Raw genomic sequence first — 14,626 nt, 5'->3', positions numbered from 1 at the left:
TGTAAGACATTACTAGAATTAAGAGAGTTGATGAATATGAATCATGAAAGACTATCGATGAGACTGGAACGAGTTGCCATACATATCCCTAAAGGAAGCATCCTGGCCGATATAGGCTCCGACCACGCTTACTTGCCTTGCTATGCAGTGGGTAACGGGCTGTGCGACCGTGCCATTGCCGGCGAGGTTGTGGAAGGACCCTATCAGTCAGCCCGCAAGCAAGTGGCAATGACGGGGCTTGAGGACAAGATAGAGGTGCGTAAAGGAGACGGACTGGAAGTATTGAATCCCGATGAAGCGACTTGCATTACGATTTGCGGCATGGGAGGGACTTTAATATCCAGCATATTGGAAAGCGGGAAAGAAAAACTAGGCATTGCAAAAAGGCTGATCCTTCAGCCGAATGTCGGTGCAGCGAATGTGCGCAGCTGGCTGATCGATAACGGCTGGGAGCTAAGTGGCGAAGAAATCCTAGAAGAAGATGGGAAAATTTATGAAATCTTGATTGCCGAAAAAGGGGACCCGCTTCGGCCATATCGTGTAAACAAGCAAAATGGTCTCATGTTCGGTCCCTATTTAACAGAAGAATTCAGTCCCACCTTCATCAAGAAATGGCAGTTTGAAAAAAAGCATCTGGAAAGAATCATCGAACAGCTGGATGAAAGCGGACGCAGCGGACTGGAAACGAAGCGCCATGAACTAAAATCGCAAATATCGATAATTGAGGAGGTGCTTGAACGGTGAAGACGGTAAATGGTAACCAAATCATTGAGTTGTTTGAACAATTCTCCCCAAAGCAATATGCAATGGACGGAGACCCGATCGGGCTTCATGTCGGCCAGCTCAACAAGACCGTTACGAAGGTCATGATTGCCCTTGATGTGCTCGAAGAGGTCGTGGATGAAGCGATCGAACAAGGGGTCGAACTAATCATTGCCCACCATCCGCTTATTTATAGACCATTAAAACGAATCGATACGATGGCTGCCGGAGGGCGTATCATCGAAAAACTGATTAAACATGATATCGCCGTTTATGCGGCCCATACCAATTTGGATGTTGCCAAGGGCGGCGTGAATGATTTACTTGCCGAGGCGCTTCAATTACGGGAGACACAAGTGCTGGTGCCCACTCATGAGACGCGACTGAAGAAGCTTGCCGTTTATGTTCCAATGGCCGCTGAAGAAAAACTGAGGGACGCGCTAGGCAAGGCAGGTGCAGGAGCGATCGGAAATTACAGCCATTGTTCGTTTTCCTTGGAAGGGACAGGACGCTTCCTGCCAGGTGAAGGCAGTGAACCGGTAATTGGGTCTCAAGGAAGGCTCGAAGCCGTCGCTGAAATCCGGATTGAAACAGTATTCCCGGAGAATATCGAAAAGAAAGTGCTGGCAGCCATGTTGAAGGCCCATCCATATGAGGAGGTCGCTTACGATATATACCAACTTGAGAATCAGGGTGAGTCGCTTGGATTAGGGAAGATCGGTGTTCTCGCTGAAGAAATGACACTAGAACAGTTTGCCGACCATGTGAAAGTGACACTTGATGTTGATAGGGTTCGGGTCGTCGGTGATTGGCAAAGTCCGATAAAAAAGGTGGCTGTGCTTGGCGGAGACGGCAATAAATATATTACGGCTGCCAAATTCAAGGGCGCGGATGTGTATGTTACAGGCGATATGTATTACCACACGGCGCATGACGCGATGATGCTCGGATTGAATATTGTCGATCCAGGCCATAATGTCGAAAAAGTGATGAAAAAAGGCGTGGCACGGATACTTGGGGAAATGTGCCGCGATCGGAACTTCGATGTCGAATTCATTCCATCGCAGGTGAATACAGATCCATTCCGTTTCATCTGAAACAAATGAAACAAAAAAAGGGCAGCCATTGTGGCTGCCTTTTTTGTTTATTTCTTCACTTTAATCTTAGGTAGGATTTTATGCAACGGCGTTTTCTTTTCGGTATTCCAAGTCGATTCATCATTCGGTTCATATTGCTCCAAAAATGAGATGACTTCTTTTGTGATCGGGGTCGGTGTGGAGGCCCCGGAAGTGACAGCGACCGTTTGGGCATCTTTCAGCCATTCAAGCTTCAGTTCTGAAATATCGGCGATTCTATAGGCGGTCGTACTGGCAATTTCCTCGGATACCTGTGCAAGTCGGTTCGAGTTATTGCTCTTGGGATCACCGACGACGATTAAAACATCAGCTTTGCCAGCTTGCTGGGCAACGGCTTCTTGACGTACCTGTGTCGCTAAACAAATTTCCTTATGAACCTCGGCATGCGGGAATTTTTCCTTCACTTTATCCATGATATCCAATACATCCCATTGGCTCATCGTTGTTTGATTGGTCACGATGATCTTATCACTATTCAGTGTCAAAGCTTCAACATCTTCATCTTTTTGAACCAGGTGAACGACATCGGGAGCAACTCCGACTGCACCCTCAGGCTCAGGATGGCCCTTCTTGCCGATATAGATGATTTGATAGCCTTCCGCTTCTTTCTCGCGGATCAAGTCATGAGTTGCGGTAACATCCGGACATGTTGCATCAAGCGTCACCAGCCCTTTTTCTTTAGCGATCTTCCTGATCTCAGGGGAAACGCCGTGTGCAGTAAAGATGACGGTTCCGCTGTCCACTTGTTCGATGATATCGTTGCGGTTGCTACCGTCCAATGTGATGATGCCTTCTTCTTCAAATGCATCCGTAACATGTTTGTTATGCACAATCATGCCCAAAATGTAGATCGGACGTGGCAATGTTTTATCTAAAGCCGCATTACGGGCAATGACCATGGCATCGACAACACCATAACAATAGCCGCGCGGGGAAATTTTAATCACTTTCATCTATGTGTCCTCCTTCAAAGGCAAGAAACTCTCACTTTTTATACCTTTCTATTATATAAGACCATAGATGATATTACAAAACATCCTATTTGCATAAAATCAGGTATTGGTAAAATTTTATGGGAATTCATATATATAACTTGGGTCCGGACGTTCTTTCCCTTTGGCCGTCAGGACGAACCCGTGCGGTTGGTCCAGCCCCCAGCGGTTTCTCCTTTTTACTCGGCTCCGGGGTTTCCTCCACGTTTGTTTGTGTCACGGACTCAGGCTCGCCAGCCACGGATGTTTCCTGATTCTCGGTATCGCCAGCTGATGATATGCTCCGGAATACTTTCCACATGGACGGAAGGTTTTTAATCACGGGTCCGTATTGCTGCACCATGGGGGTGAACTGTTCGGCAGCCTGGAGCACCTTTTGCGTATTGGCCAGCATATTGTTCAAGGAATCCGGGTTTTTTAATGTTTCTAGAATTCCTCCTCCGCTGCTTCTGGATGAACTTTGGTTACTGGAAGCGGCAGGTGCGAATAAGTTTGGAGGAGCACCCTTTTGTTTGGACTTGCCAAGTATTTTCGACAGCAGGCCTTCCTTCTTTGCCTGCGGCATATCCTGGCGCTGCTGTTGGCCGAATGGTGCCCGGAACCCTTGTGGGCCTTGCTGGGCCTGAGGTCCATTCGGTGCAATTGGCCGCCGCATCGGCTGAAAAGCCTGAGGCATAGGAGTCGGCTGCCTGAATGGGACAGGCGGCTGCTGCATCCTCCGCCCGCGGGGTGGCCCGAAACCGGGTCCGGGTTGACGATTTCTATCTGGGAACATAAGTTTCACCTCCTCTGATTTTCTTTGCTGATGTTTTCTTCTCTATAAAATATGCAACTCGGCAAAAAAGGTTTGAGGAAAGAGTGACTGGGCTGTTGTGAAGTGGCCGGAAAGAAGGTAAGATGGTAACGGTAGTCTTTTAGCTCCATGTCTGCGGGGGATACGCTATGACCAGGACAGGGGCTTTTCGTTTGCAAGAGTCCATTTTAAGAGAACTAGCCCCAGCGCTTGCGCTTTTTGTGTACTACACCCAAGGTGCTTGCGCTTTTTGTGGAATCCAGCTCCAGCACTTAAGCTCGCTGAGAAAAAGATGATCGCCCTCATAAGGCAAAAAGCGCCTTCTGGGTCCATCCCTATTTTCATACGCGAGCTGACCAAGGTGCTTGCGCTTTTTGTGTGAAATTTATTATAATAACAGGACATGTCTAATGACTGACAAGGATAAAGGAGTTTTTTGATGAAACAAAACCAATTTGAACGATTTAATTTGAAAAGCTACATTCTAGATGCGGTTCGTACTTTAGGGTTCGATAAGCCGACGGAGATTCAGGAACGTGTGCTTCCGTCGCTTTTAAAGGGAACTAGCTTAATTGGGCAGTCTCAGACAGGTACAGGAAAGACACATTCCTATTTGCTGCCGATTATGAATAGGCTTGATGCAGGCAAGAATGAAGTTCAAGCGATTATTTCCGCACCAACCCGTGAGTTAGCGAACCAAATCTACAAAGAAGCTTTGAAAATTGCTGACCATTTCCCTGAGGATGAGCAGATTTCCGTTCGTTGTTTTATCGGTGGCACGGATAAACAGCGGATGATTGATAAGTTGAAGACACAGCCACAGCTAGTGATCGGAACGCCAGGCCGGATCAAGGATCTTGTTGAGGCCCAGGCGCTTCAGGTTTACACGGCTAAAATGCTTGTAGTCGATGAAGCGGACCTAATGCTGGACATGGGATTCATTGAAGATGTCGATTTATTCGCATCGCGTATGGCTGAAAAAATTCAGATGCTTGTCTTCTCGGCTACCATTCCTGAAAAATTAAAGCCGTTTTTGAATAAATATATGGAAAATCCGAAGTATGTTCAAGTCAATCCGAAGCAGGCGACTGCCGCGAAGATTGAGCATGTTTTGGTACCGCTGCGCCACCGTAACAGAGAGCAGCTTCTTCATGATATCATCGTCCGTTATAATCCATATTTGGCGATCGTATTCACGAACACCAAGAAAATGGCGGATCATGTGGCTAATTCCTTGATTGAAAAAGGGCTGAATGTCGGGCGTATTCATGGGGATTTAACCCCTCGTGAGCGTAAAAAAATGATGAAGCAAATCAATGATCTGGAGTACCAGTTCATCGTTGCGACAGATTTGGCTTCCCGTGGAATTGATATTGAAGGCGTCAGTCATATCATTAACTATGAATTGCCTTCAGATCTTGATTTTTATATCCATAGGACGGGAAGGACGGCTCGTGCTGGATATTCAGGCATTGCCACTACCATTTATGATACATCGGATGAAGACTCATTGAATCGTTTGGAAAAAATGGGCATTGAATTTCGTGATGCCGATATCCAGAACGGTGAGTGGGTTGATATAGAAGAACGTAATAAAAGGAAAAACCGTAAGAAACAGAAATCTGATATCGATGTTAAAGCGAGCAGGCATGTGAAGAAGCCTACGAAAGTCAAGCCAGGTTACAAGAAGAAAATTCAACGTGATGTGGAAAACTTCAAAAAACGCGAACGTCGTATACAGAGAAAGAAATAGGGGAGTAATCAGATGCTGAAGATTGGATCACATGTTTCAATGAGCGGGAAAAACATGCTGCTTGCTGCAAGTCAAGAAGCGGTTTCATATGGCTCCAACACATTCATGATCTATACCGGAGCCCCGCAAAATACAAGACGTAAAAAAATCGAGGATTTAAATATCGAAGCTGGAAGATTGCATATGGAGGAAAATGGCATAACCGACATCGTCGTCCATGCTCCCTATATCATTAACATCGGAAATACGACCAATCCAGCCACATACGAACTGGGTGTCAGCTTCCTGCGAAGCGAAATCGATCGGACAGAAGCGATTGGTGCAAGGCAAATCGTCCTTCATCCGGGTGCGCACGTTGGGGCAGGCAGTGAACTGGGAATCAAAAGGATCATCGAAGGTTTGAATGAAGTGCTGTCAGCGGATGACAAAGTTCAGATCGCCCTGGAAACGATGGCTGGCAAAGGTACGGAATGCGGCAGGTCTTTCGAGGAGCTGGCGATGATCATCGATGGTGTTACCCATAATGAAAAATTATCGGTTTGTTTCGATACTTGCCATACTCATGATGCCGGGTATAATATCATTGAAGATTTCGATGGTGTCCTGAATGAATTCGATAAATTGGTCGGAATCGACCGCATCAAGGTGCTGCACATCAATGACAGCAAAAATGAACGCGGCATGCGCAAGGATCGCCATGAAAACATTGGATTCGGCCATATCGGGTTCAAAGCGTTGAATGATATTGTCCATCATCCACAGTTAAGTGCCGTTCCGAAAATACTGGAAACCCCTTATGTAGGGGAAGATAAAAAAGACAAAAAGGCTCCTTATAAATTTGAGATCGATATGTTTAAGGGCAGTCAATTTGACGAAGACTTACTGGAAAAGATTAAAGGCCAATAATATTATAACTAGTAAAGGGACGGTTCATCATTGGAGATGAATCGTCCTTTCATTATGGAAATGCTTGTTAAAAGTTGGAGGTGAGCGTGTTGAAGAGGGATTCTATTTCCCTGGCTGTGCTTGCCCCGGCTACTTTGTTGATTTGTCCCAATACGTTTTGCCTTTGGCGTATATCAAAAATATTGATATTTTTACCTGCTAGAAGTGCAGTGATATCCTGTGCTTGTTTTTGTGTAAGTGCAACCTTATGCTGCTTGGCAAGGGAAAGCAGTTCATCGGGGCGAATATTATTGATTTTATGATTGACCATCATTTCGAATAATTTCAAACGATCTCCTCCTTTTTTAAAACATATGAGGGAGGACGGCGTATGTGAACATGAAACTTCGTTTGATTCACGGGAATTTGCCGGGGCTGATCATTTTTGGTGATTCACGGTGGAGAGGCATATATCCTGAGGCCCTGTTTCTTTACATCTGCCCTTCTTTGTTTTATACTAACGATTGTTAATCGTAATGATTCTTAAAAAATAGGTGATCTCTTTGGATAATGTAGTAAACCCAATAGTTAAAATAGAAGAAGTATCTTACAAATATACAAAAGATCTGGTGCTTGAACATGTTTCGCTTGAAATTCCCAAGGGGGCATTCCTGGCAATCGTCGGGCCGAATGGCTCCGGAAAGTCGACATTATTGAAGCTGCTGCTCGGACTGTTCAAACTCCAAAAAGGTAAAATTGAAATATTCGGGGAAGACATACGACGCTTTAAAGCTTGGCAAAAGGTTGGGTTCGTTTCCCAAAAGGCGAACTCCTTCAACTCTGGATTCCCTGCGACCGTATTTGAAGTGGTGCAAAGCGGCTTGACCAAGAAAATCGGATTATTCAAGTTTGCAAGCAAAGAGGATAAAAGAAGGGTGAAGAAGGCTCTGGAATCCGTCGACATGCTCGGATATCAGAACCGCAATATCGGAGAATTGTCCGGAGGGCAGCAACAGAGGGTATTCATTGCGCGTTCACTGGTCAGTGAGCCGGAATTGATGATCTTGGATGAGCCTACGGTCGGAGTCGATTCAAAGAATGTCCATCAATTTTATGAAATGCTGGAGATGCTGAACAAAAAGTTGGGGATAACCTTGATTTTGGTAACCCATGATGTCGGCACCGTGACCGATAAAGTCACACATGTTGCCTGCTTGAATAAAAAGCTTCATTTTCACGGAGATGCCGGTGAATATAATGAGCTGGATGAAAGCGAGCTTTCATCCATTTATGGGCATGGCGTCCAATTGTTAAATCATGATCATTAAAAAGTTTTGGAGGATAGCCCAATGATATCGGGGATATTGCAATTTGAATTTTTGCAGAACGCATTCTTGACGGGAATCATAATCGGAGCGATTGCGCCATTAGTGGGCGTTTTTGTTGTGGTGAGGCGGATGTCGATGATTTCTGATGCGCTCAGTCATGTAGCGCTTGCTGGCATAGCGTTCAGTTTATTGCTGCAGAAGAGTTTTCTTTCACTGGCTGGATTGAATCCACTCTATATGGGGATGGCCTTTTCGGTTGGCGGTTCATTATTCATTGAAAAATTAAGAGGGGTTTATAAGCATTACCAAGAGCTTGCAATCCCGATCATTATGTCTGGCGGCATGGGTCTAAGCGTCATTTTCATATCGATTGCAGACGGCTTCAATACGGATTTATATGGATATTTATTCGGCAGTGTCAGTGCAGTCAGCCGGACGGACTTGTATGTCATCTTGGCAGTGGGGATCGTCGTTGTCTTGACCCTCACACTATTGTATAAAGAATTATTTCTGTTATCATTTGATGAAGAGCATGCCAAGGCTTCAGGAATCCCTTATAAGGCCATCCATTTTATTTTTATCGTGATGGTAGCCCTGGTCATCGCCGCTTCCATGAAAATCATTGGCATATTGCTGGTTTCTTCGCTCATGACGCTTCCTGTGGCGGCTAGTCTCCGCTTTGCCAAGGGGTTTAAGCAAATGATCGGGTTCTCAATTTTATTCGGTGAGGTTTCAGTTGTTGGCGGTTTGTTTTTATCATACAATCTTGATCTCGCTCCTGGCGGCACGATTGTCATAATCGCTGTGCTAATTCTCATCTTGTCAATTTTGTTTGATAAGTGGAAAAATCGATAGATGGGGTGATGTTTTATGAACGTTTCTACGGCCATGCAATTACTAAAAGATAAAGGCTTTAAACATACTGGGAAGAGGGAAGAGATGCTTCAGCTTTTCTCTTCCAGCGATAAGTATTTAACAGCAAAAGATGTGCTGGAGAATATGAAACAGGATTATCCTGGATTGAGCTTTGATACGATTTACCGGAACCTTTCTTTGTTCGTTGAATTGGGGATATTTGAAACGACCGAGTTGGAAGGGGAAAAGCATTTCCGTTTTACATGCGGCCATTCTTCCCACCACCATCACTTCATTTGCTTGAATTGCGGTAAAACGAAAGAAATCGAAGTGTGCCCGATGCAGGAGCTGGAGGATAGCTTGAAGGACTACGACGTCTCGGGTCATAAATTTGAAATATACGGCCGCTGTCCCGCATGCAGTGTATCTGTAGAGGCCTAAAAAACCATTGACTTTTTAGTCAATGGTTTTTTTGTTTATTTGATGGTAACAGGCTTTTCTGCCAACCAGTTGGTCACCCAGAAAGAGGCCTCCTGCCAATTGTTGACCCGAATGACACGTTCCGGCACAGGGTCTTGGTTGTAGGGAGTATTGAATAAAATCACCGGTATTTTGCATTCTTCCGAAATGGCCACCGCATTATCATGCTTGTCCTCTAAAAAGAGATCGACTGCGAATTTCTTGGCTGCCGCCACTTTGTCGTGTGAGCCTACAAGCTCAATATGGTTATAAAGGACTTCATTCGTAGTGAACCAATCCTTCGTCACATCTAATAAACGGTTGCTCCTGGCACTGATGAAATAAAGGTCGGCCTGTTTTGCCCATTTTTCCAAAACATCCTTCGCCCCTTCAGCCAATAAAGACTCGGCATAGATGAGCGGCTCCGTCTCGAAGAACCATTTGGTGAAATCCTCCTTTGGAACGTTGACGAATGGGAGTAGATCATACTCCGTAATGTCTTCATAAGCTAAGTTCAGCTGAAAAGCTTTATTTAAAAAGGGGACCATCGAATCAGGTCTTGTGACAGTCCCGTCTATGTCGATGCCAAATCGTTTTTTCATGATGAATCTCTCCTCATCTAAAAGTACTTGTAATAGTGTAACATATACAATCATGGCTTTGGTAAAATCGCTAATTTATTTCCAAGACAAGAAACCATTATCACGTTGGATCGCCTGGCTTTTACATATACTATAACTGCTCCTACAAACGAAAGTGAGGGATGCACGAATGGAAAAAGATCCATACTCCAGTGTTGACGATGATATACGATTGAGCAAAGAAGACAGGGAACCGACGATTGTCGATGATCCGCATCATGAGCGGTATTATAATGAAGACGAACCTGCCGATGATCGCCGTTATGAAAATCGAGGGTCCGTGACCAATTTGGATAACCGTTATCACGAAGAAGCGTCAGCCGAGATTTCAACCATGCCTCGGAGAAGCAGGTCATATAAGGATGAGTCTGTAGTAGGGGCTGATGATTCCGGGGACGTCGCATCAAGAGGAAAAGTCATTGGTGTCGTAGCCTTGATCATTTCCATTTTATCGTTATTCATGATGCCTTTCCTTCTGGGGATTGCAGGGATCATTGTCGGGATAGTGGCCCGAAGCCGTGGATCGAACTTGGGTACATGGGCGATCGGCATTGGTGCCCTCTCCATCATCGTCGGCATATTCATTTTGCCGTTCTTTTAAAGAGAAAGCAAAAAACCCCGATGATGATTATCGGGGTTTTGCTTTATTTATTCAATAAAGCTGCAGCGGCAGCTTCCGCTCTTTGTTTTTCATAATACTCTTCAGCAATTTTGTCAATTTCCTTTTTCAGTTCCTCGACCATCGTTTCTTCAGGCACTTTCCGTACGATTTGCCCTTTTCTGAACAACAATCCTTCACCGCGGGCACCGGCTATGCCGATATCAGCTTCACGGGCCTCACCAGGACCGTTTACCGCACAACCAAGCACAGATACCTTAATCGGAGCTTTAATCGTCTGGATGTACTCTTCAACCTCATTCGCGATGGAGATTAAATCGATCTCGATGCGACCGCAAGTCGGACAGGAGATCAAAGTGGCCATGTTGGAAGCAAGTCCGAATACTTTCAGGAGCTCCCTAGCTACCTTCACTTCTTCGACTGGATCCGCGCTAAGGGAAACACGCACCGTGCTTCCGATGCCCTGGCTTAGGATCGCACCTAGACCGGCGGCGCTTTTTACCGTTCCGGAGAACAAGGTACCCGATTCGGTGATTCCCAAGTGTAGCGGGTAATCGAATGCTTTTGAAGCTTTTACATATGCCTCGATGGCTAAATTCACATCAGAGGCCTTCATGGACACGATGATGTCATGAAAATCGAGATCTTCCAGGATCTTGATATGGTGCAGGGCACTTTCGATCATTCCATCTGCCGTTGGGTAGCCATATTTATCGAGGATCTTCTTCTCAAGGGAACCGGCATTGACCCCGATCCGGATTGGAATGCCTTTCGCTTTGGCCGCTTTAACGACTGCTTCGACCTTTTCGCGGCGTCCGATGTTACCAGGATTGATCCTGATTTTATCGGCTCCGCCTTCAATGGCCTTCAGTGCCAGCTTATAATCGAAATGTATATCGACTACAAGCGGAATGTTTATCCGTTTTTTTATTTCAGGGATTGCATCGGCAGCCCTTTCGTCAGGACAGGCGACGCGGACGATTTGACATCCCGCCTCTTCAAGACGAAGGATTTCTGCTACAGTTGCTTCAACATCATGTGTTTTAGTAGTTGTCATGCTTTGTACGATAACTTCATTATTGCCGCCAATCGTTAAGTTTCCGACTTTAATTGGCCGCGTCTTGGTGCGATGTATGATTTCACTCAAGTGGAATTCTCTCCTTTAGGAAAAAATCAGTTTTGATTTTTAATTTGTTTCTCTGAAATATTGTATCAATGTACTTACCGTATGACAAGGAAATAGGATGCAATATCTTTTTTAATAAGAAGTATTTGATACTCCATGCTTAATCCCGATGTCATCCAGAGCTTTTGAAAACGTGCAGGTCCCCCATGTTCAGGCTATTTATAAACAGGAATCTTATAGGTTTTGCCAATCTGCATATTTTCAGGCTTCATGCCTTCATTCAAACTCTGGAAATCGGAAATGATCGTTTCCATAGGCTTATTGTCCCCGCCTTTTTGCGTTTCAACGATGGAGAGTAAAGTATCTCCTGGTTTCATGGTAATTTCTTTGAAAGCTGCAGTCGGGGCAGGTTGCTGCTGACTTGCCGGGACGGCTGGCTGGACTGTGGAAGCTGGTGGTTGTGGAGTCGGCAGGGTGCCAGTAGTCAAATCGAAATAAATAATAAATAATGTGAAGCAAAATGAAATAAAAAGCAGTAGCCTTTTCAAATTTCCACCCTCCCAAGCTTGTCTTTACTTAAATATACTTGAAAGGGACTGATAGTATGCCTAAAAATGGGCATTTTCAACGTCAATTATTTTTTGGGGGGTGGGCAACATCCTGTTTATTTGAGCAGGAGTCAAGAAAGATACTGATTTCCTTAGGAGTCAGACCTATTTCTTTTGCCTCCATGATGAGTGACAACCACTGCAAATCAAGGTAACTTGTCTTCACGTTTATCACCTCTTATAACCTAATTCATTTATCAACATCAGTATAGGTAAAACTAGCCGAGTATTTTGTCGAATTAAGGAGATATAAAAAAATGATGACTGCAGTCATATGAAAGAAAAGGGAATTGATGATCCTCTCAAAAGCAAAAAAACACAAAGATCGGATAGTCCTAAGTGACTTGATCTTTGTGCTGTTCTTGGTCAATCCATGGAGGCATCGGCCGAAGTTTCTTTAATGGATAAATAAAGCATCATCAATGTGACGAACCAGCTGATGAACGAAGCGAATGGGACCGTGGCGTGAAACGAATCCATGACGGTGAAGAAAATGGTCGAAAGTGTAATGCTGTATGCAGCGATTCTCCAAAGATGCCTATATGAAAGCGGACGGCCAAGGGCATTTTTGAAAAGGAGACCGAAAGCGGCTACGATTGTCACTTTTATGAAGATTCCACTGGCAGTGAACAGGTATAATATAAGGAGCAGCAACGGGAGGATGATCGGCAGTACAGACTCGACGGAATCAAGCCAAGCTGAAATTTCCTGATTATCTCCTTCCAGTACAGAATAGGGGGAAGATTGCACGTTGCCCCCGGATACGAAAACAAGGTCGGATTTTAAAAGGGCCACAGCCTCGTCAGCTTTTTCAGCCACATCTTCCGGGGTCATAGTTCCGGTTCCATCCACGAAAATTTGATATCCATCTTTATTCAAGCTAAATGGCTCATCATTTTTTGTCGTCAATGTACCATTTTGGATCTTGAATTCCGGTAAGTCCTCCGAGACTGTTTCGTGCATGGCATCTATCCCATCAACGATCATTGTACCGAAATAAAAGGCAGAGGGAAGAAAGGCAAGGAGACTTACAAAAAATACGTATAAAATCGTTTTGCCGATCCCTTGGTTTTGAAAGGAAGCGATATCTTTAGGGGAATATAAGCTTACCCAAATTTGTTTGAATATGTTCAATTTTTTCAGCACCTAACTTTATAAGATTCCTAACCAATTTTAACTATATGGGGAAAATAAAACAACCTGTATGAAGAGTCATTGGTTTCAACTAACAATAAAGAGGCAATTATGGAGAGATAGAGGCAAACTTAAATGAAATGAGAAGGGGCGTTTTGATTGTGGATACACTATTTTGGATAATTATTGTCCTTATGTTCATAATGGGCTTTGTCGGTCTGATTTTTCCAATCATACCAAGCGTTTTATTCATATTTGGCGGAATCGTGCTTTATGGTCTTTTTTATTCCTTTGCCCCGTTTGGCTGGTTTTTCTGGACCGTCCAAATTTTATTCGTCATCCTTTTGTTCGCGGCGGATTATATCGCAAACATGGTTGGTGTCAAAAAATACGGCGGCACGAAAGCGGGTATTTGGGGCAGTACGATCGGACTTCTTGTCGGCCCGTTCGTGATTCCATTCCTCGGCATCCTGATCGGCCCCTTCATCGGTGCCTTTCTGGCAGAGATCCTTGTCCATAGAAAAGATCCGGTCACTGCATCTAAAATCGGACTCGGCTCTGTCGTTGGTTTTATTAGCAGTGTGATCACGAAAGGCATCATCCAACTACTGATGATTGGATATTTCCTATTCGTGGTATTCTCATAGGAAATAAAATCGCAAAACGAGGCATAAGGTTTGAAACGTTTACAAAAATTTGATACTCTAATGCTAGCGAGCTTCAGTATCTTATCTGAAGCCCTCAAAAAAAAAAACAGCTTACATAGGGAGGAATTTTATTATGGCTTTTGAACTTCCACAATTACCGTACGCATATGATGCATTGGAACCACACATCGACAAAGAAACAATGAACATTCACCACACAAAACATCACAACACATATGTGACAAACTTGAACAATGCTCTTGAAGGCAACGAAGAGCTTCTAAGCAAAAGCGTTGAAGAAATCGTCGCTAACCTGGATGCAGTACCTGAAGCGGTTCGCACTGCTGTTCGCAACAACGGCGGCGGACACGCTAACCACACTTTATTCTGGGAAATCCTTTCACCAAACGGCGGCGGTCAGCCAACTGGTGAATTAGCAGATGCCATCACATCGAAATTCGGCAGCTTCGACAGCTTCAAAGAAGAATTCGCTAAAGCGGCTACTACTCGTTTTGGATCTGGCTGGGCTTGGCTTGCAGTCAACAATGGCGAGTTGGAAGTAACAAGCACTCCGAACCAAGACAATCCGTTATCTGAAGGCAAAACGCCACTTCTTGGATTGGACGTTTGGGAACATGCTTACTACCTAAACTACCAAAACCGCCGTCCTGAATACATCAATTCTTTCTGGAATGTTGTAAACTGGGATGAAGTATCAAAACGCTACAACGCTGCTAAATAAGCAGTCGGAATTAAAAAAAGACAGGATCCCCTTACGTGGGATCCTGTCTCAGTTTGTAGACAAAAGGGGTTCGGAATTAAAAAATTCCGAACCCCTTTTGAAATTCCTTTGAAATTTTGACCAAAGGTTACGAGATTTGGGCTCTT

General features: G+C 44.5%; 18 protein-coding genes. 10 read left to right on the top strand and 8 right to left on the bottom strand.

Annotated features, from left to right (window positions below):
• Positions 1–36 precede the first annotated feature (36 nt).
• On the top strand, positions 37–744 hold the full coding sequence (locus tag AS888_RS02675; RefSeq protein ID WP_061140669.1) for a tRNA (adenine(22)-N(1))-methyltransferase: 708 nt from the start codon (positions 37–39) through the stop codon (positions 742–744).
• A complete protein-coding gene (locus AS888_RS02670) occupies positions 741–1,859 on the top strand; it encodes a Nif3-like dinuclear metal center hexameric protein (protein WP_061140668.1) in 1,119 nt (372 codons plus the stop codon). The genes AS888_RS02675 and AS888_RS02670 overlap by 4 nt, the downstream gene beginning before the upstream one ends.
• Before the next feature lie 47 nt (positions 1,860–1,906).
• Here AS888_RS02670 and AS888_RS02665 read toward each other — a convergent pair whose 3' ends face one another.
• Positions 1,907–2,851 carry a 4-hydroxy-3-methylbut-2-enyl diphosphate reductase gene (locus tag AS888_RS02665; protein WP_061140667.1) on the bottom strand — a complete coding sequence of 315 codons (945 nt, stop codon included), beginning with the start codon at positions 2,849–2,851 and terminating at the stop codon, positions 1,907–1,909.
• A gap of 127 nt (positions 2,852–2,978) precedes the next feature.
• On the bottom strand, positions 2,979–3,665 hold the full coding sequence (gene vrrA / locus AS888_RS02660; RefSeq protein WP_061140666.1) for a VrrA/YqfQ family protein: 687 nt from the start codon (positions 3,663–3,665) through the stop codon (positions 2,979–2,981).
• Between the two features lie 457 nt (positions 3,666–4,122).
• Between vrrA and AS888_RS02655 the strand changes: the two genes are divergently transcribed.
• Both AS888_RS02655 and AS888_RS02650 read left to right on the top strand, forming a co-directional pair.
• Positions 4,123–5,436: a DEAD/DEAH box helicase gene (locus tag AS888_RS02655; RefSeq protein WP_061140665.1), complete on the top strand. Its 1,314-nt coding sequence runs from the start codon at positions 4,123–4,125 to the stop codon at positions 5,434–5,436.
• Positions 5,437–5,448: 12 nt separating this feature from the next.
• Complete coding sequence (locus tag AS888_RS02650; protein WP_061140664.1) at positions 5,449–6,342, top strand: deoxyribonuclease IV; 894 nt, start codon at positions 5,449–5,451, stop codon at positions 6,340–6,342.
• A gap of 67 nt (positions 6,343–6,409) precedes the next feature.
• Here AS888_RS02650 and AS888_RS02645 read toward each other — a convergent pair whose 3' ends face one another.
• Positions 6,410–6,670 carry a DUF2624 family protein gene (locus AS888_RS02645; protein WP_061140663.1) on the bottom strand — a complete coding sequence of 87 codons (261 nt, stop codon included), beginning with the start codon at positions 6,668–6,670 and terminating at the stop codon, positions 6,410–6,412.
• 214 nt (positions 6,671–6,884) lie between these two features.
• On the opposite strand from AS888_RS02645, the gene AS888_RS02640 reads away from it, so the two are divergent.
• From AS888_RS02640 to AS888_RS02630, 3 genes are read left to right on the top strand one after another with little or no spacing between them, the layout of a single operon-like run.
• Positions 6,885–7,649: a metal ABC transporter ATP-binding protein gene (locus AS888_RS02640; protein WP_061140662.1), complete on the top strand. Its 765-nt coding sequence runs from the start codon at positions 6,885–6,887 to the stop codon at positions 7,647–7,649.
• A gap of 21 nt (positions 7,650–7,670) precedes the next feature.
• Entirely contained in the window at positions 7,671–8,504 is an 834-nt protein-coding gene (locus AS888_RS02635) for a metal ABC transporter permease (protein WP_061140661.1), read from the top strand.
• A gap of 15 nt (positions 8,505–8,519) precedes the next feature.
• The gene (locus tag AS888_RS02630; protein ID WP_061140660.1) at positions 8,520–8,945 is read left to right on the top strand and encodes a Fur family transcriptional regulator; all 426 of its coding nucleotides are present in this window, start codon (positions 8,520–8,522) and stop codon (positions 8,943–8,945) included.
• Positions 8,946–8,980: 35 nt separating this feature from the next.
• Here AS888_RS02630 and AS888_RS02625 read toward each other — a convergent pair whose 3' ends face one another.
• A complete protein-coding gene (locus AS888_RS02625; RefSeq protein ID WP_061140659.1) occupies positions 8,981–9,565 on the bottom strand; it encodes a 5' nucleotidase, NT5C type in 585 nt (194 codons plus the stop codon).
• Positions 9,566–9,734: 169 nt separating this feature from the next.
• Between AS888_RS02625 and AS888_RS02620 the strand changes: the two genes are divergently transcribed.
• Positions 9,735–10,205 (top strand): DUF308 domain-containing protein, encoded by a 471-nt coding sequence (locus AS888_RS02620; RefSeq protein ID WP_260320091.1) that lies wholly within the window; start codon positions 9,735–9,737, stop codon positions 10,203–10,205.
• Between the two features lie 43 nt (positions 10,206–10,248).
• Here the strand turns inward: AS888_RS02620 and ispG are convergent, their stop codons facing one another.
• From ispG to AS888_RS02605, 4 genes are all read right to left on the bottom strand, one after another.
• Complete coding sequence (ispG, locus tag AS888_RS02615; protein WP_185113029.1) at positions 10,249–11,361, bottom strand: flavodoxin-dependent (E)-4-hydroxy-3-methylbut-2-enyl-diphosphate synthase; 1,113 nt, start codon at positions 11,359–11,361, stop codon at positions 10,249–10,251.
• A gap of 203 nt (positions 11,362–11,564) precedes the next feature.
• Positions 11,565–11,897, bottom strand: coding sequence for a LysM peptidoglycan-binding domain-containing protein (locus AS888_RS02610; protein WP_061140657.1), 333 nt, complete (start codon positions 11,895–11,897; stop codon positions 11,565–11,567).
• An 82-nt stretch (positions 11,898–11,979) separates the two neighbouring features.
• The gene (locus tag AS888_RS24830) at positions 11,980–12,123 is read right to left on the bottom strand and encodes an anti-repressor SinI family protein (RefSeq protein WP_081092276.1); all 144 of its coding nucleotides are present in this window, start codon (positions 12,121–12,123) and stop codon (positions 11,980–11,982) included.
• 200 nt (positions 12,124–12,323) lie between these two features.
• Positions 12,324–13,091: a DUF1189 domain-containing protein gene (locus AS888_RS02605; RefSeq protein WP_185113012.1), complete on the bottom strand. Its 768-nt coding sequence runs from the start codon at positions 13,089–13,091 to the stop codon at positions 12,324–12,326.
• Positions 13,092–13,252: 161 nt separating this feature from the next.
• Here AS888_RS02605 and AS888_RS02600 point away from each other — a divergent pair, with 161 nt between their 5' ends.
• Both AS888_RS02600 and AS888_RS02595 read left to right on the top strand, forming a co-directional pair.
• Complete coding sequence (locus AS888_RS02600) at positions 13,253–13,738, top strand: DUF456 domain-containing protein (protein ID WP_061141025.1); 486 nt, start codon at positions 13,253–13,255, stop codon at positions 13,736–13,738.
• Between the two features lie 133 nt (positions 13,739–13,871).
• Positions 13,872–14,480, top strand: a complete 609-nt coding sequence (locus AS888_RS02595) for a superoxide dismutase (protein WP_061140655.1) — start codon at positions 13,872–13,874, stop codon at positions 14,478–14,480.
• Positions 14,481–14,626 lie beyond the last annotated feature (146 nt).

It is taken from the genome of Peribacillus simplex, from assembly GCF_001542915.1.
In the GTDB taxonomy this organism is placed as follows: Bacteria; Bacillota; Bacilli; order Bacillales; family DSM-1321; genus Peribacillus; species Peribacillus simplex_B.
The sequence above is the reverse complement of the archived record's forward strand: the minus strand, read 5'-3'. Positions and strand labels throughout refer to the sequence as shown.

Excerpts from the sequence above, each read along its gene's own strand:
- AS888_RS02595 (WP_061140655.1), top strand. The coding sequence starts at position 13,872 with ATGGCTTTTGAACTTCCACAATTACCGTACGCATATGATGCATTGGAA.
- AS888_RS02655 (WP_061140665.1), top strand. The coding sequence starts at position 4,123 with ATGAAACAAAACCAATTTGAACGATTTAATTTGAAAAGCTACATTCTA.
- AS888_RS02665 (WP_061140667.1), bottom strand. The coding sequence starts at position 2,851 with ATGAAAGTGATTAAAATTTCCCCGCGCGGCTATTGTTATGGTGTTGTC.
- AS888_RS02675 (WP_061140669.1), top strand. The coding sequence starts at position 37 with ATGAATCATGAAAGACTATCGATGAGACTGGAACGAGTTGCCATACAT.
- AS888_RS02630 (WP_061140660.1), top strand. The coding sequence starts at position 8,520 with ATGAACGTTTCTACGGCCATGCAATTACTAAAAGATAAAGGCTTTAAA.
- AS888_RS02650 (WP_061140664.1), top strand. The coding sequence starts at position 5,449 with ATGCTGAAGATTGGATCACATGTTTCAATGAGCGGGAAAAACATGCTG.
- AS888_RS02620 (WP_260320091.1), top strand. The coding sequence starts at position 9,735 with ATGGAAAAAGATCCATACTCCAGTGTTGACGATGATATACGATTGAGC.
- vrrA (WP_061140666.1), bottom strand. The coding sequence starts at position 3,665 with ATGTTCCCAGATAGAAATCGTCAACCCGGACCCGGTTTCGGGCCACCC.
- AS888_RS02635 (WP_061140661.1), top strand. The coding sequence starts at position 7,671 with ATGATATCGGGGATATTGCAATTTGAATTTTTGCAGAACGCATTCTTG.
- AS888_RS02625 (WP_061140659.1), bottom strand. The coding sequence starts at position 9,565 with ATGAAAAAACGATTTGGCATCGACATAGACGGGACTGTCACAAGACCT.